The 24816-nt window shown below is 47.0% G+C and carries 24 protein-coding genes and 1 other annotated feature; of the genes, 23 read left to right on the top strand and 1 reads right to left on the bottom strand.

Annotated features, from left to right (window positions below):
* Positions 1-3: 3 nt before the first annotated feature.
* The 21 genes from mraY (at position 4) to ACU1JV_RS03685 (ending at position 21877) form a co-directional block, all read left to right on the top strand.
* Positions 4-972, top strand: a complete 969-nt coding sequence (gene mraY / locus ACU1JV_RS03785; RefSeq protein ID WP_013372092.1) for a phospho-N-acetylmuramoyl-pentapeptide-transferase — start codon at positions 4-6, stop codon at positions 970-972.
* A gap of 4 nt (positions 973-976) precedes the next feature.
* On the top strand, positions 977-2398 hold the full coding sequence (gene murD, locus ACU1JV_RS03780; RefSeq protein ID WP_413986673.1) for a UDP-N-acetylmuramoyl-L-alanine--D-glutamate ligase: 1422 nt from the start codon (positions 977-979) through the stop codon (positions 2396-2398).
* A 49-nt stretch (positions 2399-2447) separates the two neighbouring features.
* Positions 2448-3545 carry a stage V sporulation protein E gene (spoVE, locus tag ACU1JV_RS03775; RefSeq protein WP_058829870.1) on the top strand — a complete coding sequence of 366 codons (1098 nt, stop codon included), beginning with the start codon at positions 2448-2450 and terminating at the stop codon, positions 3543-3545.
* A 6-nt stretch (positions 3546-3551) separates the two neighbouring features.
* Positions 3552-4661: an undecaprenyldiphospho-muramoylpentapeptide beta-N-acetylglucosaminyltransferase gene (gene murG, locus ACU1JV_RS03770; RefSeq protein ID WP_025677710.1), complete on the top strand. Its 1110-nt coding sequence runs from the start codon at positions 3552-3554 to the stop codon at positions 4659-4661.
* Between the two features lie 146 nt (positions 4662-4807).
* Positions 4808-5713 carry a UDP-N-acetylmuramate dehydrogenase gene (gene murB / locus ACU1JV_RS03765; RefSeq protein ID WP_413986672.1) on the top strand — a complete coding sequence of 302 codons (906 nt, stop codon included), beginning with the start codon at positions 4808-4810 and terminating at the stop codon, positions 5711-5713.
* Positions 5703-7013 carry a UDP-N-acetylglucosamine 1-carboxyvinyltransferase gene (murA, locus tag ACU1JV_RS03760; protein WP_413986671.1) on the top strand — a complete coding sequence of 437 codons (1311 nt, stop codon included), beginning with the start codon at positions 5703-5705 and terminating at the stop codon, positions 7011-7013. The genes murB and murA overlap by 11 nt, the downstream gene beginning before the upstream one ends.
* Before the next feature lie 56 nt (positions 7014-7069).
* The gene (locus ACU1JV_RS03755) at positions 7070-7834 is read left to right on the top strand and encodes a cell division protein FtsQ/DivIB (protein ID WP_013372086.1); all 765 of its coding nucleotides are present in this window, start codon (positions 7070-7072) and stop codon (positions 7832-7834) included.
* 199 nt (positions 7835-8033) lie between these two features.
* Positions 8034-9305 carry a cell division protein FtsA gene (ftsA, locus tag ACU1JV_RS03750; RefSeq protein ID WP_040103330.1) on the top strand — a complete coding sequence of 424 codons (1272 nt, stop codon included), beginning with the start codon at positions 8034-8036 and terminating at the stop codon, positions 9303-9305.
* Positions 9306-9372: 67 nt separating this feature from the next.
* On the top strand, positions 9373-10497 hold the full coding sequence (gene ftsZ, locus ACU1JV_RS03745; protein ID WP_013372084.1) for a cell division protein FtsZ: 1125 nt from the start codon (positions 9373-9375) through the stop codon (positions 10495-10497).
* A 191-nt stretch (positions 10498-10688) separates the two neighbouring features.
* Complete coding sequence (gene spoIIGA, locus ACU1JV_RS03740; RefSeq protein WP_413986670.1) at positions 10689-11675, top strand: sigma-E processing peptidase SpoIIGA; 987 nt, start codon at positions 10689-10691, stop codon at positions 11673-11675.
* A gap of 110 nt (positions 11676-11785) precedes the next feature.
* Entirely contained in the window at positions 11786-12526 is a 741-nt protein-coding gene (gene sigE, locus ACU1JV_RS03735) for an RNA polymerase sporulation sigma factor SigE (RefSeq protein WP_013372081.1), read from the top strand.
* Between the two features lie 96 nt (positions 12527-12622).
* Positions 12623-13405 carry an RNA polymerase sporulation sigma factor SigG gene (gene sigG, locus ACU1JV_RS03730; RefSeq protein ID WP_013372080.1) on the top strand — a complete coding sequence of 261 codons (783 nt, stop codon included), beginning with the start codon at positions 12623-12625 and terminating at the stop codon, positions 13403-13405.
* Positions 13406-13522: 117 nt separating this feature from the next.
* Positions 13523-13867 (top strand): YlmC/YmxH family sporulation protein, encoded by a 345-nt coding sequence (locus ACU1JV_RS03725; RefSeq protein WP_016324551.1) that lies wholly within the window; start codon positions 13523-13525, stop codon positions 13865-13867.
* A gap of 82 nt (positions 13868-13949) precedes the next feature.
* Positions 13950-14834 carry a peptidoglycan editing factor PgeF gene (gene pgeF, locus ACU1JV_RS03720; RefSeq protein ID WP_413986669.1) on the top strand — a complete coding sequence of 295 codons (885 nt, stop codon included), beginning with the start codon at positions 13950-13952 and terminating at the stop codon, positions 14832-14834.
* 8 nt (positions 14835-14842) lie between these two features.
* A complete protein-coding gene (locus tag ACU1JV_RS03715; RefSeq protein ID WP_413986668.1) occupies positions 14843-15544 on the top strand; it encodes a YggS family pyridoxal phosphate-dependent enzyme in 702 nt (233 codons plus the stop codon).
* Positions 15535-15987: a cell division protein SepF gene (locus tag ACU1JV_RS03710; protein WP_013372076.1), complete on the top strand. Its 453-nt coding sequence runs from the start codon at positions 15535-15537 to the stop codon at positions 15985-15987. The genes ACU1JV_RS03715 and ACU1JV_RS03710 overlap by 10 nt, the downstream gene beginning before the upstream one ends.
* Before the next feature lie 7 nt (positions 15988-15994).
* Positions 15995-16252, top strand: a complete 258-nt coding sequence (locus tag ACU1JV_RS03705; protein ID WP_013372075.1) for a YggT family protein — start codon at positions 15995-15997, stop codon at positions 16250-16252.
* Between the two features lie 8 nt (positions 16253-16260).
* Entirely contained in the window at positions 16261-17043 is a 783-nt protein-coding gene (locus tag ACU1JV_RS03700; protein ID WP_013372074.1) for a YlmH family RNA-binding protein, read from the top strand.
* A gap of 172 nt (positions 17044-17215) precedes the next feature.
* Positions 17216-17725: a DivIVA domain-containing protein gene (locus ACU1JV_RS03695; protein WP_013311075.1), complete on the top strand. Its 510-nt coding sequence runs from the start codon at positions 17216-17218 to the stop codon at positions 17723-17725.
* Positions 17726-17895: 170 nt separating this feature from the next.
* Positions 17896-18175: a binding site (T-box leader), on the top strand.
* Positions 18176-18254: 79 nt separating this feature from the next.
* On the top strand, positions 18255-21344 hold the full coding sequence (ileS, locus tag ACU1JV_RS03690; RefSeq protein ID WP_413986667.1) for an isoleucine--tRNA ligase: 3090 nt from the start codon (positions 18255-18257) through the stop codon (positions 21342-21344).
* Between the two features lie 140 nt (positions 21345-21484).
* Positions 21485-21877, top strand: a complete 393-nt coding sequence (locus ACU1JV_RS03685) for a DUF5665 domain-containing protein (RefSeq protein ID WP_419538197.1) — start codon at positions 21485-21487, stop codon at positions 21875-21877.
* A 17-nt stretch (positions 21878-21894) separates the two neighbouring features.
* Here ACU1JV_RS03685 and ACU1JV_RS03680 read toward each other — a convergent pair whose 3' ends face one another.
* Positions 21895-22629 (bottom strand): TraR/DksA C4-type zinc finger protein, encoded by a 735-nt coding sequence (locus tag ACU1JV_RS03680; protein ID WP_025676453.1) that lies wholly within the window; start codon positions 22627-22629, stop codon positions 21895-21897.
* A gap of 234 nt (positions 22630-22863) precedes the next feature.
* On the opposite strand from ACU1JV_RS03680, the gene lspA reads away from it, so the two are divergent.
* Both lspA and ACU1JV_RS03670 read left to right on the top strand, forming a co-directional pair.
* Positions 22864-23355: a signal peptidase II gene (lspA, locus tag ACU1JV_RS03675; RefSeq protein WP_013372070.1), complete on the top strand. Its 492-nt coding sequence runs from the start codon at positions 22864-22866 to the stop codon at positions 23353-23355.
* A 1-nt stretch (position 23356) separates the two neighbouring features.
* The gene (locus ACU1JV_RS03670) at positions 23357-24328 is read left to right on the top strand and encodes an RluA family pseudouridine synthase (RefSeq protein ID WP_013372069.1); all 972 of its coding nucleotides are present in this window, start codon (positions 23357-23359) and stop codon (positions 24326-24328) included.
* Positions 24329-24816: the final 488 nt, after the last annotated feature.

Raw genomic sequence — 24816 nt, 5'->3', positions numbered from 1 at the left:
CCCATGGATATTCAATTATTACTGCTGACGATCGTCGTATCGTTTATACTGGCGGTCATTGCCGCTCCACTGCTCATTCCGCTGCTGCGGCGAATGAAATTCGGCCAGCAGGTCCGGGATGACGGGCCACAAAGCCATCTTAAAAAGATAGGTACGCCTACAATGGGCGGTATCGTAATCTTGCTGGCTTTTACGCTGACCTTTCTAAAGTTTTCAGCTATTAAAAATACGGACTTTTACGTTCTGCTGGTTGCTACGCTCGGTTTTGGGCTGATCGGCTTTTTGGACGACTATATTAAAATCGTATTCAAACGCTCGCTCGGTCTGACAGCGCGTCAAAAGCTGTTCGGGCAGTTATTGTTTGGCGCGATTATGTGCTGGCTTCTGATTAGCAATGATCACAGCACGGCAATTGGCATCCCGGGCACCTCATGGTCATTTGATTGGGGCGGTTGGTTCTATTATCCGTTCATTATTATCATGATGCTGGCGATCAGCAACGCTGTCAATTTTACAGATGGGCTGGACGGGCTGCTGTCTGGTACAAGTGCGATTGCATTTGCTGCTTATGCCATTGTGGCGATTCAAGCAACCTCGCTTCCAGCTGCAGTTTGCGCAGCGGCCATGATTGGCGCTGTACTTGGTTTTCTCGTATATAATGCTCATCCTGCCAAGGTATTTATGGGTGACACAGGCTCGCTGGGAATCGGCGGAGCCATTGGTGCCATTGCCATTGTTACGAAAAGCGAAATTTTGTTCCTCATCATCGGTGGTGTATTCGTGATTGAAATGCTGTCCGTGGTCTTGCAGGTAGCTTCCTTTAAAACCCGTGGCAAGCGTATTTTCAAAATGAGCCCGATTCATCATCATTTCGAGCTGTCCGGCTGGTCCGAATGGCGCGTAGTTATTACATTCTGGGCTGTAGGACTGCTGTTGGCAGGACTTGGACTTTATCTCAACAAGGGGTTGTAGACAAATGAATCATCCAGACGCATACCGAGATCAGGAAGTTGTCATTATCGGTCTGGCCAAAAGCGGCGTACAAGTTGCCAAGGTGCTACATCAGGCCGGGGCCAAGCTCACAGTCAATGATAAAAAAGATAGGGAACAATGTCCCGAAGCTTCTGAATTAGAGGCTTTGGGAATTTCCGTTTTATGCGGGGGTCACCCGGAAGGGCTGATTCATCCTGGAGTGAAACTAGTTGTCAAAAATCCAGGAATTCCTTACACGGCCCCTCCCGTACAGAAAGCTGTCGAGCTCGGCATTGAGGTCGTGACCGAGGTTGAGGTCGCCTACCATCTATGTAAAGCTCCGATTATCGGAATTACTGGCTCCAACGGAAAGACGACCACGACCACTTGGGTGGGCAAGTTGTTGGAGGCATCCGGCATGAATCCGATCGTGGCTGGTAATATTGGTACGCCATTATGCGAGGCGGCTGTGGACGCCAAGTCGGACGAGTGGATAGTTGTGGAGCTGAGCAGCTTTCAGTTAAAAGGAACAAAGGATTTCAAGCCCGCAGTAGCCTGCTTGCTCAATGTAGCTGAGACCCATTTGGACTACCACGGAGGTATGGAGGACTATGTTGCATCGAAGGCACGTCTATTTGCCAATCAAACAGCGTCGGATACCGCAGTCGTGAACTGGGATGATCCCGTCTGCCGGGAGCTTGTGCCCTATATTCAAGCGAAGCTGCTTCCTTTCTCAATGACGGAACGTTTGCAGGAAGGGCTGTTCGCTGACCCGCCATACATACCGGATGTGACGGATGATATTGAAAGAAACATCGTATACCGTGATGGAAATGGGGTACTGCATCCTATTATAGGCGTGACCGATATTGGGCTTCCGGGTCGTTTTAACGTAGAAAATGCTCTAGCTGCTTGTGCAATCGCCATAGCCGCAGGCGCAGAACCAGCAAAATTGTCGGAACCACTAAGCGCTTTTCGCGGTGTAGAACACCGGCTTGAATATGTTTTAGAACACGGTGGAGTAGCTTATTACAACAATTCCAAAGCAACCAATTCGAAAGCGACAATGATGGCCTTATCTTCCTTTAAGCAACCCATCGTACTCATTGCCGGAGGATTGGATCGTGGCTCTGATTATGCGGAGCTTGTACCGTCCTTGCAGGAAGGTGTGAAAGCTGTTGTACTCTTGGGGGAGACACGGCATAAGCTGGCAGATCGGGCTCGTCAGGCTGGAATAGAGCATGTCAAGGTCGTCGATAATGGGGAGGATGCCGCCGCTACGCTCGTGGAGGCTGTAAACAAGGCAGCTGAATTTGCTGAGACGGGAGATGTGGTATTACTCTCACCCGCTTGTGCAAGTTGGGATATGTTCCAATCCTATGAAGAGCGTGGACGTATTTTTAAAGAGGCGGCGCATAAATTGTAAGTAGGGGGGTTGGATAAGCCCCTACTTTTATGCAAGGGGTGGCCTCCTGATGAAGCAATCTCGTCCGGCGCCAGATATATGGCTTTTCGTCTGTATTGTAAGCTTGTTAGCCATCGGCATGGTTATGGTATACAGCGCGGGCGCCGTCCTCGCTTTTCACGAGTACGGGGACTCCTACTATTTTGTTAAACGACAATTGCTGTTTGCGGGGCTCGGCCTTGTAGCCATGTACTTTACTGCCCGAACGGACTATCGGATTTGGCAGAAATATGCCAAGGTCGTATTGTTGATCTGTCTGGCTCTACTGGTTGCCGTTTTAATCCCTGGCATTGGTGTAGTAAGAGGCGGAGCACGAAGCTGGCTCGGTATTAGCTCTTTTGGCATTCAACCTTCCGAGTTTATGAAGCTGGGTATGATTCTTTTTCTCTCTCAATGGCTCAGTCGTCCTGACTATGATATTAGCTCTTTTACGCGCGGGTTGTTGCCTCCGCTTGGGCTCATGGGGCTGGCCTTTGGGCTCATCATGCTCCAGCCTGATTTGGGCACAGGCACGGTAATGATGGGAGCATCCATGCTGATCGTATTTACGACAGGCGCGCGTATGAAGCATCTTGGTCTACTGGCCTTGTCGGGAGCAGCGGGGTTTGCTGCACTGATTGCAGCTGCCCCTTATCGACTCCAGCGTATTACCGCATTTCTGGACCCTTGGTCTGATCCACTTGGCGCGGGTTATCAAATTATTCAATCGCTATATGCTATTGGTCCTGGCGGATTGGCAGGCTTGGGGCTCGGCATGAGTCGGCAAAAATATAGCTACGTTCCTGAGCCACAGACGGACTTTATCTTTTCCATACTGGCGGAGGAGCTTGGTTTTATCGGTGGAATGACGGTGCTGGGGCTTTTTTTGGTCCTTGTTTGGAGAGGGATGCGTGTGGCTATTACCATCCCGGACACCTATGGCAGTTTGCTTGCGGTAGGTATTGTCGGAATGGTGGCGGTACAGGTCGTTATTAATATTGGTGTTGTTATCGGTCTAATGCCGGTGACAGGAATAACACTGCCCTTAATCAGCTATGGAGGTTCTTCATTGACCTTAATGCTAACTGCTCTGGGCATTTTATTAAATTTATCACGTTATGCGAGGTGAACGTTTATGCGCGTCGTGTTGAGCGGCGGCGGTACTGGAGGGCATATTTATCCAGCGCTGGCCGTAGCCAGACAGTGCGAAGAAATAGATCCGGACGCTGAATTTTTATACATTGGCGGTCAACGAGGACTCGAAAGTAAATTAGTTCCTCAGGAAAAAATTCCATTTGAGGCTATTGATATCACAGGATTTCGTCGCAGCTTGTCTGTAGAAAATATAAAAACAATCATGCGCTTTTTCAAAGGAGTTCGCAGGTCCAAAGCATTATTAAAGAAATTTAAGCCAGATATCGTTATTGGCACCGGGGGATATGTATGCGGCCCTGTCGTTTATGCAGCTTCCAAGTTGGGAATACCCAGCATTATTCATGAACAAAATGCGATTCCTGGCTTGACCAATGCATTTCTGAGTCGCTATGTGGATACAGTGGCTGTTAGCTTTGAAGGCTCGGAAGGAGCTTTTCCTAAAGCTAAAAATGTACTTTACACTGGGAACCCGCGTGCTACAACAGTTCGTTTGGCTAACCGGGATCGAGGATTTGCTACGATAGGGGTTCCGATGAACAGCTCGGTGGTCCTGGTGGTTGGCGGCAGCAGAGGGGCGAAGGCCATTAATGATGCCATGATTGCAATGGTTCCGCAACTTTCGCAACTGAAAGACGTCCATTTTGTATATGTGACCGGCGAATCTTACTATGAGCAAACGCTGGACAGCATACGAAATCAGATCGGCTCATTGCCCAATCATCTACACGTGCTTCCCTATATTCACAATATGCCTGAGGTACTGGCTTGTACCTCTTTAATTGTTAATCGCGCAGGTGCGTCCTTCTTGGCAGAGATTACATCGCTCGGCATTCCGTCCATTCTGATTCCATCACCCAATGTGACGAATAACCACCAGGAGGCTAATGCTCGTACACTTGAAAAGGCAGGGGCTTCTGTCATGATCACAGAAAAGGAATTGAGTGGCCCGGCTCTGTTTCAATCTATAGCGGAAATTATGAAGGATGAGGCAAGGCGGAGCCGGATGGCGGAGTTGGCATCTGCGCTTGGCAAGCCTGACTCAGCAGATATTTTAGTAAAAGAAATGGAGCGTCTTGCCCATAAAAGGTAGTCCGCAGCGCAGATTTGGGCGGTTGTCACACACCGGACGGTATTTACATAGGATACCCTATAGATTGTGACCATCACCCAGGCTGCCGGTTGTTAGGTGAGAGCCTTATAACGATGCGGGGCAAGCAACAAGGAGGTTTCAGTACAATGCAGCAATGGATGCCATTATTAGCGGAGCATGATATCGGAAAAGTGCTGGAGCATGAACCGCTGTCCAAGTATACGACCTGGAAGATCGGAGGCCCTGCGGACGCTCTTGTGATCCCGGATACCAAAGAGCAATTGGCAAGGATTTTGAAGCTGACTAGCGAGCACGGAATTCCCTGGATGCAGTTGGGGCGGGGCTCCAACATGCTCGTTTCTGACAAAGGGATTCGGGGACTGGTGATCAAGCTGGGACCAGGATTTGATTATGTTCGTTTTGAGGATGAACAGATCGTTGCTGGTGGAGGCGTTTCACTGGTCAAACTATGTGTTATGGCTAGCAAGCAGGGTCTGTCAGGCCTTGAGTTTGCTGGGGGTATTCCAGGATCGGTCGGTGGGGCTGTCTACATGAACGCTGGTGCCCACGGGTCTGATGTGTCACAAATATTCCAGTCCGCTGAGATTGTGCTGGATACAGGGGAATTGGCTGTGTACAATGCCGAGGATATGCATTTTAGCTATCGTCACTCCGTGCTGCATGAGCAACGTGGAATGGTGACAGAGGCAGTGTTCCAGATGAAGCGGGGGGACCGAGAGGAAATCTCAGCAGCGCTTGCGGCTTTTAAAGACCGCCGTAGGCTGACCCAGCCGCTACAGTTAGCTTGTGCAGGAAGCGTGTTCCGTAATCCACCAGGAGACTATGCTGCCCGGCTTATTGAAAGCGCAGGTCTTAAAGGTTTGAAGGCGGGAGGCGCTGAGGTATCTGTACAGCATGCTAATTTCATTGTAAATACCGGTCAAGCGACAGCAGAGGACGTGCTTACCCTAATGAAGCATATTCAAAGTACAATATCATCTCAAACCGGCATCAAGCTAGTTCCGGAGGTTTTCGTAGTGGGTGAGCGGTAAACTCGGAGGTGATACATTGGACAAATTGGTGATTGAGGGAGGCCGTCCCCTGTCAGGCACCATACGTATCCATGGGGCGAAAAATGCGGCACTACCTATTCTTGCAGCAAGCTTGCTTGCACAAGGTAAGGTGGAAATTCGGAATGTCCCCCATCTTTTAGACATTAAGGTCATGCTGCATATCCTAGAAAGACTTGGTTGCACATGCCGACATGAAGAGGAAACGGTATATGTGGATACATCGTCCGTCCGAACGTTCCAAATTCCTGAGGATTTGATGAAGCAAATGCGGTCATCTATCTTTCTAATGGGGCCGCTGCTCGCCAGATACGGAGAAGTTTCCATTTACCAGCCCGGAGGCTGCGCCATAGGCGAGCGCAAAATAGATCTTCACCTGGGGGGCTTAAAAGCCCTTGGCGCAGAGATCGAGGAGAAAGACGAGCAAATTACGTTTCGAGCCCACAAGCTGATCGGCTCGGACATCCACATGGATTTTCCGAGCGTAGGGGCAACAGAAAATATTATGATGGCTGCCGCGCTGGCCGAAGGACGAACAACGATTACCAATGCAGCGAGGGAACCAGAGATTCAGGATCTTCAAAACTTTCTGAATGCCATGGGAGCCCATATTATTGGTGCAGGAACAGACACAATTACAATTACGGGGGTCAGTCAACTCAATCCTTGTACGTATGAGGTCATTCCTGACCGCATAGTAGCTGGAACGGTTATGATTGCAGCGGCAGCTACACGAGGTAGTGTGTCATTGACACACTGCAATCCTTCCCACTTGTCTGCTCTGATTCACGTCCTTAGGCGGGCTGGTGTTCAAATCGGCATCTTGAATGATATAATGACCGTAAGTTGTATGAGCCGTCCCAAAGCAGTGGAGAGGATCGTTACCTCACCTTATCCGTCATTTCCGACGGATTTGCAATCTCAGGTCATGGTGTTGCTTTCTTTGGCGGACGGCTTCAGTGTCATGAAAGAGACTGTCTTTGAAAGCCGATTTAAGCATGTAGATGAACTGAATGTAATGGGTGCTGATATTACGGTCGATGCGAATGCTGCTTTTATAAGAGGGGTTTCTCGTTTGTACGGGGCTACAGTAGAGGCTACCGATCTGCGGGCAGGGGCTGCACTGGTTATAGCCGGTCTAGCCGCTCAAGGACGTACCATTGTCGAGCAGGTTCACCACATTGACAGAGGGTATGACCGGATCGAACGTCTTTTCCAGGGATTGGGTGCCCGAATGAGCCGTCAGTCTCCGGTGCCCGAGCAACTGGATTTCGTAAATTAATGCCTGTAATGTCCCTCCGTTAACGGGGGGACAAAAGGCTTTTGTGGAGAGAAGCTATGCCAAATGCTCAAATACCTGTTCTTAAAAAGAACAGAACGAAAAAAAGAACAAGCCGGAAGATTGCTATTCTTCTCATTTTGTTGTTTATTGTACTGCTCGCTGTTCTCTTTTTCCGTTCTTCGTTGAGTCAGGTTTCTGAAATTCGTTTTGATGGTAATGTATTTTCGACCCGGGAGCAACTTCTCAATCGAAGTGGTCTCGCTGTCGGAGATCAATATTTCGGAGTCAGTTCATCCGACGTCTCTGAGAAGCTGCGGGAAATTCAGTCAATTCAGCAAGTCACAGTGGACAAGCAGTTTCCGGGTATCATTACGATTCACATTAAAGAGTTTGCTACGGTAGCTTACGAGTTGCAAAGCGACGGTAGCCTGCGTGCTATTCTAGCAAATGGGACAAGCGTGGGCGTAGGAAGCAGTGGGATAGCGGTTGAAAAGCCTATTTTGACTAAATGGAAATCAGATGATCCCTACAAAGCGAAGCTATGTGATGCTTTATCACGCATTCCGGGAGAATGGACAGCTGATATTTCGGAAATCATTCCCGCACCGATTCCTTCTTTTCCAGACCGTATAAAAATGTACACGCGTTCCCAATTTGAGGTTATTACAACCGTTTCATTGTTGAACTCTAAAATCAGCTATTTGAACCAGGTGCTAGAAACAGAAGATCCTGGTGTGATCACAATGCTGGAGGCGGATTCCTACGTTCCATTCAAACCCGATACGAGCGAAGAGGGCCAAGAAAAAGATACTACTCAGTGATGTGAAAAAATGCTAGAATTGATTTTATGGGTAATAGACTTGCCTCCTTCTTTTTTCTTCAAATTTTTATGTGACTGCAACCATAAATTGGCTTCTAAAAAATTTGTAGAAAAAAGAGGGAAAGCATGGAGTATGTTGAATATGTACAGAGTGTGTTTAAAGAACGAAATTCATTTTGGAGTCAGGAGGTGCCACAGACTTGAGCAACAATGACATCATTGTTAGTTTGGACATCGGTACATCCAAAGTTCGGGCTATTATTGGGGAAATGAATAATGGAACCTTTAATATTATTGGAGTTGGATCTGCCGACTCGGAAGGGATTCGCAAAGGTGCAATTGTAGACATTGATCAAACCGTGCAATCAATCCGTAACGCCGTGGATCACGCAGAACGCATGGTTGGTATTCAAATAACAGAAGTGTATGTGGGGATTTCAGGCAACCATATTGGTCTGCAAAATAGTCATGGCGTAGTAGCCGTGTCCAACGAGGACCGTGAAATCGGCGAGGAGGACATTGAACGTGTACTGAAGGCAGCAGAAGTAATTGCCGTACCACCGGAGAGAGAAATTATTGACGTGGTAGCCAAGCAGTATGTCGTAGATGGCCTTGAAGGAATTCAGGACCCTCGTGGTATGATCGGTGTTCGTCTCGAAGTAGAGGCTACGATTGTTACTGGAGGCAAGACCCCAATACATAATCTGTTGCGCTGCGTTGAGAAAGCCGGTCTGAGGATTAAAGATCTCGTCTTGTTGCCTCTTGGAGCTGGACAGTTGTCTCTTTCGAAGGATGAAAAGGTGATGGGTTCCGTGCTGGTGGATATTGGTGCAGGTTCTACGAATGTGGCCATTTTCCAGGAAGGAACGATTGTTGCTACATCAACACTCCCCATCGGCGGAGAATTTGTAACCAATGATATTGCCTACGGACTGAGAACCCTTACCGATCAAGCCGAAAAAGTAAAACTCAAATACGGCTGCGCTTGGTATGATGATGCAGCAGCCGATGTCGTCTTTAAAGTGACCCGTATCGGCAGTAATGTAGATAAGGAGTTCAACCAACAGGATTTGGCTGCTATTATTGAGCCTAGAGTACAGGAAATTTTTCAACTCATTCAGGCGGAAGTTAAGCGCTTGGGTTACACAGAGCTTCCGGGGGGTTATATACTTACCGGAGGCACCGTCTCCATGCCTGGTGTACTTCAGGTGGCACAAAGCGAACTGGCCGCTTCCGTAAGGATCGCTGTACCTGATTTTATCGGTGTAAGGGATCCGGGATATACGAGCGGAGTTGGTATCTTGCATAATGCTATCCGTTACTATCGCGGGAGATCGACTAGTGTTAGCAACAGTGGCGGTAGTACCAAGAAGCCGACTAGCCGAACCAAGAGCAGCAGTCCCGTTGCGGAAGGCGAGCAAAAGCAGGGGTTGATTGAACGCTTAAAAAATATGTTCAGTGAATTTATATAACGTTCATTGCTAATTATGCCAATCATGGACGGGCCATCCATGCACATTGAGGGGGAGATGGAATAGTATGTTGGAATTTGATTTTGAAATGGAGAGCTTGGCTCAAATTAAAGTGATCGGCGTCGGAGGCGGCGGCAGCAATGCAGTTAACCGAATGATCGAAAATGGAGTTCAGGGTGTAGAGTTCATTACTGTCAATACAGATGCCCAGGCGCTTCACTTGGCGAAGTCTGAGCACAAGCTTCAAATTGGCGATAAGCTCACTCGCGGTCTGGGTGCCGGGGCTAACCCTGATGTGGGTAAAAAAGCGGCTGAAGAGTCGCGTGAGCTTATTATGAATACGCTCAAAGGCGCGGATATGGTATTCGTAACTGCGGGAATGGGTGGCGGTACAGGAACCGGAGCGGCCCCTGTCATTGCTGAAATTGCTAAGGAATGCGGTGCGCTGACTGTAGGCGTGGTAACCCGACCATTCACATTTGAAGGGCGTAAACGCTCCAATCAAGCTGAACTTGGCATTGAGGGATTGAAAGAAAAAGTAGACACCTTGATTGTAATCCCGAATGATCGCTTGCTTGAAATTGTGGACAAGAAAACTCCAATGCTGGAAGCATTCCGTGAAGCGGATAATGTTCTACGTCAGGCCGTACAAGGTATTTCGGATTTGATCGCTGTACCGGGTCTGATCAACCTTGACTTCGCTGACGTAAAAACGATCATGACGGAGCGTGGCTCCGCGTTGATGGGGATTGGCGAAGCAACGGGTGAAAATCGTGCGGCTGAAGCAGCGCGTAAGGCTATCATGAGTCCGTTGCTGGAGACATCCATAGAAGGTGCGCGTGGTGTCATTATGAACATCACTGGCGGCACCAATTTGTCTCTATACGAGGTCAATGAGGCGGCTGAAATTGTAACATCAGCTTCCGATCCGGAAGTGAATATGATTTTCGGTGCCATCATTGATGAAGACTTGAAAGAAGAGATTAAGGTTACCGTCATCGCCACTGGTTTTGAAGGTAAGCCGAGCCAGCCAGCACCGGGACGTAGACCAGCAGCTAACCCAGCGGCTTCCGAAGCAACGGAAAAGTCCTCTCCTAACTTGCGTCCATTCGGTAACACTCAAAGCAGTGACCAATTGGATATTCCGACATTCTTACGTAACCGTTCACGCAATAATAATAACGATAACTAGTTTAAATTTAGAAAGCCCGTATCCTCCTTGGAGATGCGGGCTTCTTTCTGTTTTCTCCACATCCCGCACGGCCAGTGCTTCTCCTCTTTCCGACAAAATTAGTCGGACACCGTCCCCACCGTTAGACAGACTTTGAACCGTATGACTACTATACTTAAGCCTATCCTGCAAAATGCTGGGCGGGTGAATCCTTGGTTGTTTATATCGATTTGATTTTCTTGGCCAATTTGTTTATTGATGCTGTGTTGCTAATGGCCACCGCCTGGATGAGAAAGATCCGACTCGTGTGGTGGCGATTGATGACTTCAGCTGGAATTGGCGCAATGTACGTGGTCATGATGTTTGTGCCGGAGCTGTCATTTTTGTTTACGTTTCTAATCAAGCTGGCCTTATCGATCATTATGCTGCTGGTGGCCTTTGGTTTTGGCAGCATGCAAAAGTATCTTCGTACAATGGGTGCTTTTTACATGATCAATTTTGTAGCAGCAGGTGGCATTTTGGGGATGCATTATTTTCTCCAGAATACGGGGGATTTGTTTAATGGCATCTGGTATACCGCATCAGGTGGAATGTCTTTTGAATTAAAAATCGCATTCTGGTTTATTTTATGCGCATTTGGCGGAGTGATGCTCTTCTTTCGTATTGTGCAGTCCTCAAAGCAGCGTACAGAAAGGATGAGTGGCTTTTTGGGGCAAGTACAGGTGTGGATTGGGCAGGATCATATTGAGTGTACAGGCTTGTTGGATACAGGTAACCAACTGCATGATCCATTGACCCGAACCCCAGTAATGGTGATGGAGGCGGCTTTGTGGGAATCGTATTTACCCGCTTCCTGGCTCCAAAAATGTTCTGAGGGTAATGCTGATCAACTAGTGATGGATCTGGGGGAGGAATCGTTCAGCTGGCAGGATCGTGTTCGTCTCGTCCCTTATCGTGGAATTAACCGAAGTCATTCCTTTATGCTCGCACTCAAACCAGATCGAGTAGAGGTGGTGATGAATGGGGTTCATTTTGTACATCATCGAGTGCTGATTGGCTTAGACGGGGGGAAGTTGTCGGCAGAGGGCAAATATCGTGCCATCATCCACCCAGATGTGACGGCACACGAAGAGGGGGAGGCTGATACAAACCTAAAACGAAAAGCATATGCTAGAGACCATTTTACAGAATCAGGATAATGAAGAAGAGCGTAGGACAAGGTTTAAAGACGAGGAGAAACATTCAATGCTGGAATGGACGGAGCTCAGTAAGACTTAACTTGTACTATTTTCAAAAGGGGGAGAATGATATGAGGGAGCAAATGAATTTAAAAATGAAATTTAGGCTAGCATGGCAACTGCAATATTATCGTATTTTATTTTTATTCGGGCTGAAAAGTGAAGAAATTTATTATATTGGCGGTAGCGAGGCGCTCCCCCCTCCATTGACAAGAGACGAGGAAGAGTATTTGCTTGGAAAGCTTTCTTCTGGAGATGCAGCAGTACGGTCGATGCTAATCGAGAGAAATTTGCGGTTAGTTGTGTATATTGCCCGTAAATTTGAGAATACGGGCATCAACATTGAGGATCTCGTATCCATCGGTGCTATCGGGCTGATCAAAGCGGTGAACACTTTTGATCCGGAGAAGAAAATCAAACTTGCCACTTATGCATCCCGATGCATTGAGAATGAGATTTTAATGTATTTGCGTCGCAATAGCAAAACGAGAACGGAGGTTTCTTTTGATGAGCCTCTGAATATCGATTGGGATGGTAATGAGTTGTTGCTTTCCGATGTGATGGGAACGGAAAATGATACCATTTATCGTAATATTGAGGAGCAAGTAGACCGTAAATTATTGCATAAGGCACTGGATAAGCTGACGGATCGAGAGCGTTTGATTATGGAACTTCGCTTCGGTTTACAAGACGGAGAAGAGAAGACACAGAAGGATGTTGCTGACCTGTTGGGTATATCGCAATCGTATATTTCGCGTCTGGAAAAACGAATTATAAAGCGCTTACGAAAGGAATTTAATAAAATGGTATAATGCTTGGAGATATCCGGAAGCGATGGAAACGGCGAATAAAAAAATGACCTCAGGAGATAATGTACATTAATGTTGCTCCTTGGGAGGTAAGACACGATGACCCGAAACAAAGTGGAAATTTGCGGTGTGGATACCGCTAAACTGCCGGTATTAACCAATGCAGAAATGCGCGAGCTGTTCACATCACTTCAGCAAAATAATGAACGATCAGCCAGAGAAAAATTGGTCAACGGCAATCTCCGGCTCGTCCTGAGTGTGATTCAGCGTTTTAACAATCGGGGGGAGTTTGTGGACGATTTGTTCCAGGTAGGATGCATCGGCCTGATGAAGGCGATTGATAATTTTGACCTTTCGCAAAACGTAAAGTTCTCCACTTATGCGGTGCCGATGATCATCGGAGAGATCCGCCGTTATTTGCGGGATAACAATCCGATCCGTGTGTCCCGTTCGTTGCGGGATATTGCATATAAGGCGCTTCAGGTGCGGGACAGTCTGACAAATCTGAACTCGCGGGAACCAACGATTTTTGAAATATCAGAAGTGCTAAATGTGCCTAAAGAAGATGTTGTGTTCGCATTGGATGCGATTCAGGATCCAGTTTCGCTGTTCGAGCCGATATATCACGACGGGGGCGACCCAATCTATGTGATGGATCAGATCAGTGATGACAGAAATAAAGACGTCTCATGGATTGAGGAAATCGCTCTCCGGGAAGCGATGCATCGCCTGGGCCAGCGTGAAAAGATGATATTGTCTATGCGTTTTTATGAAGGAAAGACGCAAATGGAGGTTGCCGACGAAATCGGTATCTCTCAAGCCCAGGTTTCGAGATTAGAGAAGTCGGCTATACAGCAAATGCAAAAACATGTAAAGTCCTAATGAAATGAATAAAATGTTTGAATGATTCAGTGACAAAAACGATCCCGTGCGGATCGTTTTTGCGTTTGTAGGACATTTTTTGGGCTCTTCCACTCATATAGTGAAATAAAGGATGTGATGCGTGTGAATGCACCGGAAACGTCAGTAAGAGCCATGAAAATTTCCGAGTTTCAAACCAAGGATGTCATTAACATTGTAGATGGACGACGTCTGGGACAAATCAGTGATCTGGAGATTGACGTACGACAAGGGAAAATTGAAGCTATTGTGGTTCCGGGCAGCAGTCGATTCATGGGCTGGTTTGGAGGGGGAAGCGAATTGGTTATTCCGTGGCGCAACATTGTGAAAATTGGTTCGGATGTTGTGCTTGTTCGACTGGAGGGATTGCATGAGCCACCGGATGAAAGGGAGGAAAAGCTGTATATCGAACGTCAGGAGCGGAATGACCGACGGGTCTTTTGAACAGGAGGGACACGTAATTTAGTATGTTGTGAAGACACAGAGGCGGCTTTTTGGTACACTGGGCAGTAGAGGTGAGAACAAAATGGAACCGTTTATAGTGAATACCAAGGCTACAGGGACTACGCCCATGCAAGATGGCAGACGTCCCGTGCCGGAGTTGTTATATATTCAATCTTGGGAGCGACAGGTTCAGGGATTAACAGCAGGGTTTACAGGGCGTCATGGCGGTGTCAGTGAAGCGCCATACGATAGTCTGAACTGTGCGTTTCATGTAGGGGATGACCCCGAGAAAGTCATTCGCAACCGCCGATTAATTGCTGAGCAGCTTGGTTTTGCTGCTGAAGCGTGGACGTGCGGCGAGCAGGTCCACGGTAATCATGTTGCTGTTGTCCAGGCTGCTGATCGTGGGCGAGGCTTTATGGATCGTGCATCAGCTTTTCAGGACACAGATGGACTTTTGACGAATATACCAGGCATTTTGCTGACGTCCTTTTATGCGGACTGTGTACCCCTATATTTTTGTGATCCCGTGCATCGTGTGATTGGGTTGGCGCATGCAGGCTGGAAGGGAACAGTGGCGGAGATTGCGTTGAAAATGGTACAGACCATGCAAACTGAATATGGATCTCAGCCGTCCGATATACTAGCAGCTATTGGTCCTTCCATTGGTCCTGAATCCTATGAGGTAGATGAGCATGTGATGAGCCAAATTCGGGTTTTAGAGCATGATTGCCCGGGTAATGATAAATGGGAAGGTTCTGTTTATTTCCCCTTAACGGGCGGAAAAACACTACTTGACTTGAAACAATGCAATCGACACATTATGATGAAAGCAGGAATATTGCCGAGCCATATCGAATGTACTACCTTGTGCACGAGTAGCCGTAGCGATTTGTTCTTTTCATATCGTAAGGAAGGCGGCGTTACAGGAAGAATGGCGAGTTGGATTGGTCTGGAAGAGAGGTGAGTCCTCCCGTGTCTTTGGAGGAACGAATTAAAGAAGTTAACGCCCGTATCGAAGCGGCATGTGCCCGTAGCGGACGTTCGCGTGATGAAGTAAATGTGATCGCTGTCACGAAATATGTTTCGGCGGCGGCAATGGCATTCGTATTGGATAACGACTTGGAGCATGTGGGCGAAAATCGCTGGCAGGATGCTGCAGATAAATGGAGCAAGTTGGGTGACCGGGGAACGTGGCATTTTATTGGTCATCTCCAAACGAATAAGGTTAAAGATGTAATTGGAAAATTTAAATTTATACATTCGCTTGATCGCTTATCGCTCGCTCAGGAATTGGATAAGAAGGCAGCCGCTTTGGGACTGCGAGTCAAAGCTTTTGTACAAGTCAATATTTCTGGGGAAATTTCAAAATACGGCTTATCCCCCGAGGCGGTCGCCCCTTTCTTGGAACAAATTCGCGAGTTGCAACATGTGGACGTAATCGGCTTGATGACCATGGCTCCTCATGAGGAAGACCCAGAACATACTCGACCTGTGTTTCGAGGATTGCGTGAACTGCGTGATCGGTTAAATGGACAAGCCTTGACTAGAGAACCTATCGTTCACTTGTCTATGGGGATGTCCAATGATTTTGAAGTGGCGGTTGAAGAAGGAGCGACCTGGTTGCGGCTTGGTTCCGTACTGGTCGGACGAGAGGAGGATTTTCAGTGGGCGTAATGAATAAGTTCATGAACTTTCTGGGGCTTCAGGAAGAAGAGGAAGTTATAGAGCGAGAGGTTATGAATACGCCGGAAGATCAAGAAATTGAAACCCCAAGCTTTGATAAACGTAAGAACCAGAAGGGCACGAATGTTGTCAGCATCCATTCACAGAAAAATGTGAAAGTTGTTCTGTATGAGCCGCGTTCTTACGATGAAGCACAGGAAATCGCCGACCATATCCGTTCACATCGCACCGTCGTGGTTAACTTGCAACGAATTCGCAAGGATCAGGCGCTACGTATCATTGATTTTTTGAGTGGTACTGTGTATGCACTGAGTGGCGGCATTTCGAAGGTCGGTAACAATATTTTTCTGTGCACACCGGATACGGTTGAAATTCAAGGCTCCATTACGGAGATACTGGCTGACACTGAACAAGAACTTAACAGAATGAGGTGAGCTTTTCTTGATCGAGGTAATTTACTGGTTATTTCAGATTTATTCGTACATGATCATTGCATATGTCCTGCTGTCATGGCTTCCTAATGCCAGAGAGAGTGTGATCGGTGATTTACTTGCCAGGTTTGTGGAGCCGTATTTGTCTCCTTTTCGCAGGTTTATACCGCCAATCTTCGGGATGATTGATATTTCACCTATCGTAGCGCTGATTGCTTTGCGTTTTGCATCGTACGGTTTGATTTCTTTAATTGGCAATTTCGTCTAGGAGGATTTATGCGAACTGAGATTTATGAGCATTTTCACCCGGATGAACGGGATTATGTGGATCGTGCTTCCGAATGGATCAGTCATGCGGGAGCTTATCATGAGCAGAAGCTGACTGATTTTTTGGATCCGCGACAACAGTACATATTGGAGACACTTGCTTCGAAGGAAGACAAGGTCACGATTAGGGTAGATGGCGGATATACGGCTTCGGAACGAAAGCGGGCGCTGATTGCGCCCGATTATTCGTATTTGGACGATGAGGAAATGGGAATTCAGGTCCTTTCCATCTCTTCTGATGATCATAAAATCAATACCCTTGAGCACGGCGATTATCTAGGTGCCATTTTGGGGCTTGGAATCAAGCGTGGAAAAATCGGGGACATTCACGTGCTGGATGATGGGTGTCATGTGTTGGTGGCATCAGAGATCGGAGATTTTATAACCATGCATTTGCAGCAGGTACATCGTGTTCATGTTTGGACAGAACTGTTGCCAGTAGCAAGTCTCCGAACGAAGGAAGTTGCATTAGAGGCGATGGATCTGACGGTCGCTTCTTTGCGTCTGGACGGGATTGCCAGTGACGTCTACAAATTGAGTCGCAGTAAAATATTAACACCGATTCGAGCGGGACGATGTCGGGTAAACTGGAAGGTGGAGGAGAATCCATCTACTTCACTTAAGGTTGGGGACGTTATTTCCATGCAGGGATTTGGGCGTTTCAAAGTGCTTGAAACAGACGGGATGACAAAAAAGGGTAGATTCCGTGTCAAAATTGGTAAGTTTGTATAGCTGTAGGCAGGATTCGTGAGCTTTCTGTCGAAAGAATTAACCTATAGCAAAGAACTGGAACGATTTTGCTCTGTACAGTATTCACAAAACGGGGTATGATGACCGATAGATGATAATGAGCGTCGTGACGCGGAAAATGAATTTTTTGTCAATCTTATAGGAGGTGGACGGCATGCCATTAACGCCATTGGATATACATAATAAGGAATTTGCCCGCCGGCTTCGCGGTTATGATGAGGACCAGGTTAATGAATTTTTGGATCAGGTGATCAAGGATTACGAGGGCGTTATTCGTGAAAATAAAGAACTGAGCACCCAGTTGCTGAACGTACAGGAGAAGCTCGATCATTTTGCGACGATTGAGGATACACTGAGTAAGACAATTATTGTCGCGCAGGAAGCAGCTGATGAAGTTCGCAACAACGCCAAGAAAGAATCTCAACTGATCGTGAAGGAAGCGGAAAAAAATGCGGATCGTATTGTGAACGAAGCATTGTCCAAATCCCGCAAAATCGCGTTGGAGGTTGAAGAACTGAAGAAACAGGCTTCAATTTACCGAGCACGGTTTCGTACATTGGTGGAAGCACAGCTTGACTTGTTAAGCCAAGATGGCTGGGAAGCACTTGAAAACCGGGAACGCGAAGTGCTGGAGCGCGAGCGTGAAATGAAAGAAATTTACTGATTTTGATTTCTGACAAGCTTTTTATTAGGTCTTGTTAGGGTTGACTTTTATCTTTAAACAGGCTATAACTGTAAATACTATACTGAATTCAACGATTATCCGTCTATTGGTTGATGGTTGTTATTCAAGGCAACGATGTTGCTGGTTTAATATTCGATGAATTTAACATGTTTAATTCGTTGATGGGAACGAGTACGTCATGATTTGTCCCTCAGAGAGTTGGCCTTCCGGTGCAAGCCAACGTTCAGAACATGACTGAAGATCCTCCCGGAGAAGTGAGCTGAAGCGCTTAAATTTATGGCGTGTGTAAGCAATCACCGTTTGCCATGCGTTATAATGGCGCCCTGCTGAAGTTGAGTAGGGCTCAGAGAGTCGTGACAAGATCGTCTTCTTTAGACTGGTCTAATTACGGAATCAGGGTGGTAACGCGAGCACAGTCTCGTCCCTTTTACAGGGATGGGGCTTTTTTTGTTGCTTTTTTTAAGTGCGCTAGAACAATTAATGATGAGCAGAGAGGAAGTATGACGTTATGAACAGAGTGGATGTTAAAGAAAAAGCACGGTCACGTGACCTACGCATCCTGAGCAAATGGAAACAGGAGGACACGTTCCGTAAATCCATTACCAATCGTGAAGGAAAGCCTAATTTTGTGTTTTATGAGGGCCCACCAACAGCTAACGGCAAACCACACATCGGTCATGTGCTGGGTCGCGTAATTAAGGATTTCGTCGGCCGCTATCAGACCATGAAGGGATATCGTGTTGTACGTAAGGCGGGTTGGGATACGCATGGCCTGCCGGTAGAACTGGGTGTGCAAAAGCAACTGGGGATCTCTCACAAGCCTGAAATTGAAGAATACGGTGTTGAGAAATTTATTAAAAAATGTAAAGCGAGCGTGTTTGAATACGAGCAGCAGTGGCGCGATTTAACCGAAGCGATCGGATACTGGACAGACCTCGATCACCCATACATTACCTTGGACAATAACTATATCGAGAGTGTATGGAACATTTTGGCGACGATTCATGAGAAAGATCTGCTGTATCGTGGTCATCGTGTGAGTCCGTACTGCCCGGATTGTCAGACAACACTAAGTTCCCATGAAGTAGCACAGGGCTACAAAGATGTAAAGGATCTGAGTGCCACGGCCAAATTCAAGCTGCATAGCAGTGGTGAATATGTATTGGCCTGGACGACAACACCTTGGACCTTGCCGAGTCACGTGGCGCTCGCCGTCAACCCTGAGCTGGAATACGCACGTGTGAAGCAGGAAGATGGGGTATACATCGTTGCTAAAAATCTTGTTGAGACCGTAATTAAAGGTGATCATGAAGTGATTGGCACGCTATCGGGTTCAGAACTGGTAGGCCAAACCTATACCCCGCCATTTACTTATTTTCAGGTGGAGAAAGGTAACCAAATTCTGGGTGCCAAGTTCGTAACAGATTCCAGCGGTACAGGTATCGTTCATATGGCCCCGGCACATGGTGAGGATGACTATCGCGTATGTCGTGAAAATGGCGTTGGGTTTATCAACGTAGTGGATCTCCAAGGAAACTATGTAGCTGAAATCACTGATTTTGCAGGCCGTTTTGTGAAAGATTGCGATGTAGATATTGTGAAAATGCTGTCCGAAAAAGGGTTGCTGTACAGCAAGGAAAAATACGAGCATAGCTATCCGTTCTGCTGGCGCTGCGATACTCCATTATTGTACTATGCGATGGACAGCTGGTTTATCAAAACAACTGCGATCAAGGATCAACTGATTGCCAACAACAGCGAAGTTGAATGGTACCCGGGCCATGTACGCGAAGGACGCTTCGGTAAGTTTTTGGAGGAACTGGTGGATTGGAACATCAGTCGCGATCGCTATTGGGGTACACCGCTCAATATCTGGGTTTGTGAGGAAACTGGAGAACAGTTCGCACCTCATAGTATTGCTGAATTGAGAGAACGTGCAATTGGGGATGTACCAGCGGATATCGAGCTACACAAACCTTATGTAGATGATATCAAGGTTCGTAGCCAATGCGGTAAATACGAAATGACTCGCACACCGGAAGTCATCGATGTATGGTTCGATAGCGGCTCTATGCCGTTTGCACAGCATCACTATCCTTTTGAGAATAATGAAACGTTTGAGCAGCAATTTCCGGCAGATATGATCTGTGAAGGGATTGACCAGACTCGTGGCTGGTTCTATAGCTTGCTTGCGGTTTCGACGATGCTGACTGGCAAAGCTCCTTACAAAGCTGTCATGGCAACAGGCCATGTACTGGATGAGCAGGGGCAGAAAATGTCCAAATCAAAGGGTAATGTTATTGATCCGTGGGAAGTGATTGATGAGTACGGAACAGATGCTTTCCGCTGGGCATTACTGTCCGATAGTGCACCATGGAATAGCAAACGTTTTTCCAAAGGCATTGTAGGCGAGGCTAAATCGAAGCTGGTAGATACGCTTGTCAATACACACGCATTTCTGACTCTGTATGCGGATATTGACGGATTTGATCCGGCACAGCATCCATTCAAGCCATCGGCACACAAGTTGGATCGCTGGATTTTATCCCGTCTAAACAGCCTAATCTTGGTTGTGGATAAAGCATTGTCTGTAAATGACTTCCTGAACTCATCCAAAGCGATTGAGTCGTTTGTGGATGAGCTGAGTAACTGGTATATCCGTCGTTCACGTGATCGTTTCTGGGGTAACGGGCTTACAGAAGATAAGCTGGATGCGTATCGAACATTGACTGAGGTGTTGTTAACGACGGCGAAGCTGCTGGCACCGTTCACACCGCTGCTTGCTGAGGATATTTACCTCAACCTGAGCAATGGGGAAAGTGTTCATTTGGATGACTATCCGTCTGCCAATGAATCCTTAATTGATCTGGAACTGGAACGAGATATGGAAACAGCACGTCGCGTCGTTGAATTAGCACGTAATGTCCGTAACGAAACGGGTTTGAAAACACGTCAACCGTTGTCTGAATTGATTCTGTCTATGGATCAGGATTTTGACCTGAGCGGCTATGAAGAAATCATCAAAGACGAGATCAATGTGAAGAATATTCATGTTGAGACGGATGATAGCGGATTTGTTGATTTTACATTGAAGCTGAATTTGAAAGTAGCAGGCAAGAAATACGGCAAAAATGTCGGATTCCTACAAAACCTTTTCAAAGGAATGTCTACTGAGGATACTCGTTCTGTTGTAGAAAAAGGAGTGCTGAACGTGGCTTCTCCAGAAGGTGAAGAGTTGCAAGTTACAGCCGAAGAATTGCTGGTGGAGAAAAAAGCAAAAGAAGGCTTCGCTTCTGCTTCTGGCTATGGCTTAACGGTAGCGCTGAACACAGATATTACACCGGAGCTTGAGCAAGAGGGCTGGGTACGTGAAGTGGTTCGCGCGGTACAAGACTACCGCAAAAAGCTGGATCTGCCGATTGAAAAGTATGTAGCATTGACGTTGGATGTAGACAGCGACTTGCGTCAGGCGATCGAAAGCTTCGACTCTGTGTTGCGTGAGAACGTATTGGTAACCACGGTGACATTTGGTCAAGCTGAACCAGCGGAACATGTAGAAGTGAACGGCAAAACCATCGGCGTTCATATTGGGGAATAATTACAAGCCCCCTGTCCCATAATACAATAACAGGCAGCATATAAAAACGAGCCTAAGCATCGGAAACGGGTTTCCTCCGTTACGTGCTTCGGCTCGTTTGCTGCTTTCGGGGCAGCTATGGGAAAAGGGGGATTGTGCATATGACAGCACGGTCAAGGCGCAGACAGGGAAGGAGTCTCCGAGGGATGAACGGAGAAGGGGCCGCCATAGCCTCAGAAAAGGGAATAGCAGGTGAACAGGCAGAGAAACTAAGTCGTGTGGAAAAGCTGGTGCAAGCTGTGTCAGAGCAGATGGAACGAACACGTATTGCAGATTACGCTTTGCTGCTGAATAAGCCTTGGCGATTGCTTTGGCTAAACCTAATATCAGGTGTTTCCCGAGGGATAGGCATTGCGCTAGGGTTTACTTTTTTTGCTGCTACCATTATTTATGTGCTTCAAGTGCTCGGAGCGTTGAATTTGCCAATTATCGGTGATTATATCGCTGATATTGTACGGATCGTACAGCGACAATTAGAGCTTACTACCTACTAGGCGTTTCACTTTAAAGCTTACGATTCGTCCTCGTGCAAATCTGGCTCCAGCAGACCTTCACCCTCGCCATCTTCTATATAACGCTGATAAATAGAACTACGGACAATGGATACATTTCTGCCATAAATGTCAGTAGCGACAAAGCTTTCATATGGCTCTACGAAGCCCATATTATCATCGCCGGCTTCGATTTCCATATCATCATAGCGATGGATTTCTCCACTTTCCGCCATGGCCGGAGTGTTAGAGGTCCCCCAATTTTCAACGATCTGCCAAGCATCTTCACCGTCAAAGCCGTTTTGTTCTTCACGCTCATCCAGGCTTGTTCTACCGAACGCGGGAGCGAGAAATTCTTCCTCCACCGGACGGTTGTTGGATACTTCTGTTTCAGGACTGAATTCTTTGCAATAAATGGTATAGGGAACAGCGAGCAGACGTTCATAGGGAATGGGCTTACCGCTGGCGGCGCAAATGCCATAGGTTCCCTTGTCCATAGCCATCAAGGCTGATTTGATACGTTCCAATTGAAACTCGTCATGCTCCAGCAAGGAAATATCTTTAGCTCGCTCATAGGTTTCGGTAGCCAGATCGCCTGGATGGTTATCAATGGGAGAAAGCTCACCGGTTTGATCACGTTGAGAATCGCCGAGTCCATAATGGTCGTTGCTTTGCAACCGATGCTCAATTTCCTTTTTGCGTTCCAGCAGTTCGTTACGCAAGCCTTGTAATTGTTGCTCCGTCAATGGGGACATGGAATCCTCTCCTTGTTCTAGATTTACGTGCATGCGTTGTGTCAGGTATGCTCCTTGTAGTGTGCACCGGGAAGACCTCTTTTACATAGGAAATTCTAATCAAATGTGATCGAGTTCATTCCATTCAAGGACTGTGCTTGAAAGCCTGCAGGACTCGTGGACGATCTGAGAAGGCTTATGCTACAATAAATGGGTTCGACAACGGATATAAGCGGATCGGAGTGACGAAGGACTGTGATTTATTTTGGTATTGCGCTAATTATTTTTTTGATTGATCAGGGAGTCAAATATTTGGTGGCTACGCGGATGGAATTGTACGAGCAAATACCAGTCATCGGCAATTTCTTTTTAATTACCTCCCATCGTAATCGCGGAGCCGCTTTTGGGATTTTGGAAGGGCAACGCTGGCTTTTTATCGTGATCACAATTGTAGTAGTGATCGGTATCGTATGGTACCTAAGAAAAACAGTCAGAGCTGGGCAAAAACTACTTCCTGTTGCGCTAAGTTTGGTGCTTGGGGGAGCGGTTGGTAATTTTTTGGATCGGGCTATTTCTGGAGAAGTGGTTGATTTTGCACAGTTCAATTTTGGAAGCTACACATTCCCGATTTTTAATGTGGCAGATTCGGCAATTGTCATCGGTGTTGCACTGATTATTTTGGATACATTGCTGGAATCGCGTCGGGAAAAAGGGAATGGCAATGATAGCGTTGAAGGGAAGTCATAGCATGAACGAAGTGAATGAAAATGGCGAAGCCATAGGTCTGTCTTATGAGGACGAACTGGAGGGTGAATCTCTGGAATGGACGGCAGATTCAGGGAATGTCAAAACACGTATAGACAAATACATCGCCGAAGAAATGAAGGAAGTATCTCGTTCTCAAATTCAGCTGTGGATCGGGAATGGTCGCGTACTGGTGAACGGTACGGCGGTCAAAGCGAACTACAAGCTGGCTGAAGGAGATCATATTGTATTGTCGGTACCTGAGCCAGAAAGTGTAGATATTATGCCGGAAAATATTCCGCTAGATGTCGTATACGAGGATTCGGACGTTATTGTCATTAACAAGCAACGTGGTCTAGTGGTGCATCCTGCACCAGGACACTCCTCGGGAACACTGGTCAACGCACTGATGTACCACTGCCATGACCTTTCCGGCATTAACGGGGAATTACGTCCCGGTATTGTTCACCGTATTGATAAGGATACATCAGGACTGCTGATGGCGGCTAAAAATGATCAGGCCCACGCATCACTTGCAGCACAGCTTAAGGATCATAGCGTGACTCGGAAATATATTGCATTGGTCCACGGTCATTTGAGCCACGATCAGGGAACCGTAGATGCTCCGATCGGTCGTGATTCAGGTGATCGTAAAATGTTCACGGTGACGGAACGCAACAGCAAGCATGCAGTCACCCATTTTCTCGTCATTGAACGGTTGGGGGATTATACCCTGCTTGAACTTCAATTGGAGACAGGGCGCACACATCAAATTCGTGTTCACATGAAATTCATTGGGCATCCATTGGTTGGCGATCCTATGTATGGACGCAGTAAAGGGGTTCGTATGGAGGGCCAAGCCCTGCATGCAGCGGTATTGGGATTTAAGCATCCAACCACGGGAGAATACTTGGAATTTAGCAGACCGATCCCTCCTGATATGGAGGACGTATTAACGTCCTTGCGTAGTCGCTAAAACAACGATGAACTGCTTTTCTATTCAAAAACTTGAATAAATCATTAATTTAGACCGCCTAAATGGCGGTTTTTTTATTGTGAGACAAGGAATGGGTAAAAACAACTATGGATAATTATACAGATATGATGTATATTTATTAAAGTGCTTCCGGTGGTTCCGGTTGAACGGGTGTTGACACGAGATTTTCAATCTGTCATACTTCTTGTAGTTGCGATGAACTTTGTCCAAGAGATGGTTAGCCATCTCGCACTATAAGAAGCAGGACAAAGGAAATCCTGAATAGCACCTTTAAATCAGTCCCGTGAGGCTGGCAAGGTAACGTGAATGGATCACTGATCAGTGCATCCGCTGCGGCGGTATGTCTTCAGTGTGTCCGACAGATCGGAGAACAGTGGAAGACTGTTCATACGAGACTCCTTGCCAAACTTGGGCAAGGAGTCTTTTTTGTATCCGACACGGGACCAGGTCTGAAGGGAACATCACCT

The sequence above is a fragment of the Paenibacillus sp. T2-29 genome, from assembly GCF_052921365.1.
Note: the sequence above shows the minus strand (reverse complement) of the source record. Positions and strands in the feature narration are given on the sequence as shown.

Excerpts from the sequence above, each read along its gene's own strand:
- mraY (WP_013372092.1), top strand. The coding sequence starts at position 4 with ATGGATATTCAATTATTACTGCTGACGATCGTCGTATCGTTTATACTG.
- murD (WP_413986673.1), top strand. The coding sequence starts at position 977 with ATGAATCATCCAGACGCATACCGAGATCAGGAAGTTGTCATTATCGGT.
- spoVE (WP_058829870.1), top strand. The coding sequence starts at position 2,448 with ATGAAGCAATCTCGTCCGGCGCCAGATATATGGCTTTTCGTCTGTATT.
- murG (WP_025677710.1), top strand. The coding sequence starts at position 3,552 with ATGCGCGTCGTGTTGAGCGGCGGCGGTACTGGAGGGCATATTTATCCA.
- murB (WP_413986672.1), top strand. The coding sequence starts at position 4,808 with ATGCAGCAATGGATGCCATTATTAGCGGAGCATGATATCGGAAAAGTG.
- ACU1JV_RS03755 (WP_013372086.1), top strand. The coding sequence starts at position 7,070 with ATGCCAAATGCTCAAATACCTGTTCTTAAAAAGAACAGAACGAAAAAA.
- ftsZ (WP_013372084.1), top strand. The coding sequence starts at position 9,373 with ATGTTGGAATTTGATTTTGAAATGGAGAGCTTGGCTCAAATTAAAGTG.
- sigE (WP_013372081.1), top strand. The coding sequence starts at position 11,786 with ATGAGGGAGCAAATGAATTTAAAAATGAAATTTAGGCTAGCATGGCAA.
- sigG (WP_013372080.1), top strand. The coding sequence starts at position 12,623 with ATGACCCGAAACAAAGTGGAAATTTGCGGTGTGGATACCGCTAAACTG.
- ACU1JV_RS03725 (WP_016324551.1), top strand. The coding sequence starts at position 13,523 with ATGCGTGTGAATGCACCGGAAACGTCAGTAAGAGCCATGAAAATTTCC.
- pgeF (WP_413986669.1), top strand. The coding sequence starts at position 13,950 with ATGGAACCGTTTATAGTGAATACCAAGGCTACAGGGACTACGCCCATG.
- ACU1JV_RS03700 (WP_013372074.1), top strand. The coding sequence starts at position 16,261 with ATGCGAACTGAGATTTATGAGCATTTTCACCCGGATGAACGGGATTAT.
- ACU1JV_RS03695 (WP_013311075.1), top strand. The coding sequence starts at position 17,216 with ATGCCATTAACGCCATTGGATATACATAATAAGGAATTTGCCCGCCGG.
- ileS (WP_413986667.1), top strand. The coding sequence starts at position 18,255 with ATGAACAGAGTGGATGTTAAAGAAAAAGCACGGTCACGTGACCTACGC.
- ACU1JV_RS03685 (WP_419538197.1), top strand. The coding sequence starts at position 21,485 with ATGACAGCACGGTCAAGGCGCAGACAGGGAAGGAGTCTCCGAGGGATG.
- ACU1JV_RS03680 (WP_025676453.1), bottom strand. The coding sequence starts at position 22,629 with ATGTCCCCATTGACGGAGCAACAATTACAAGGCTTGCGTAACGAACTG.
- ACU1JV_RS03670 (WP_013372069.1), top strand. The coding sequence starts at position 23,357 with ATGAACGAAGTGAATGAAAATGGCGAAGCCATAGGTCTGTCTTATGAG.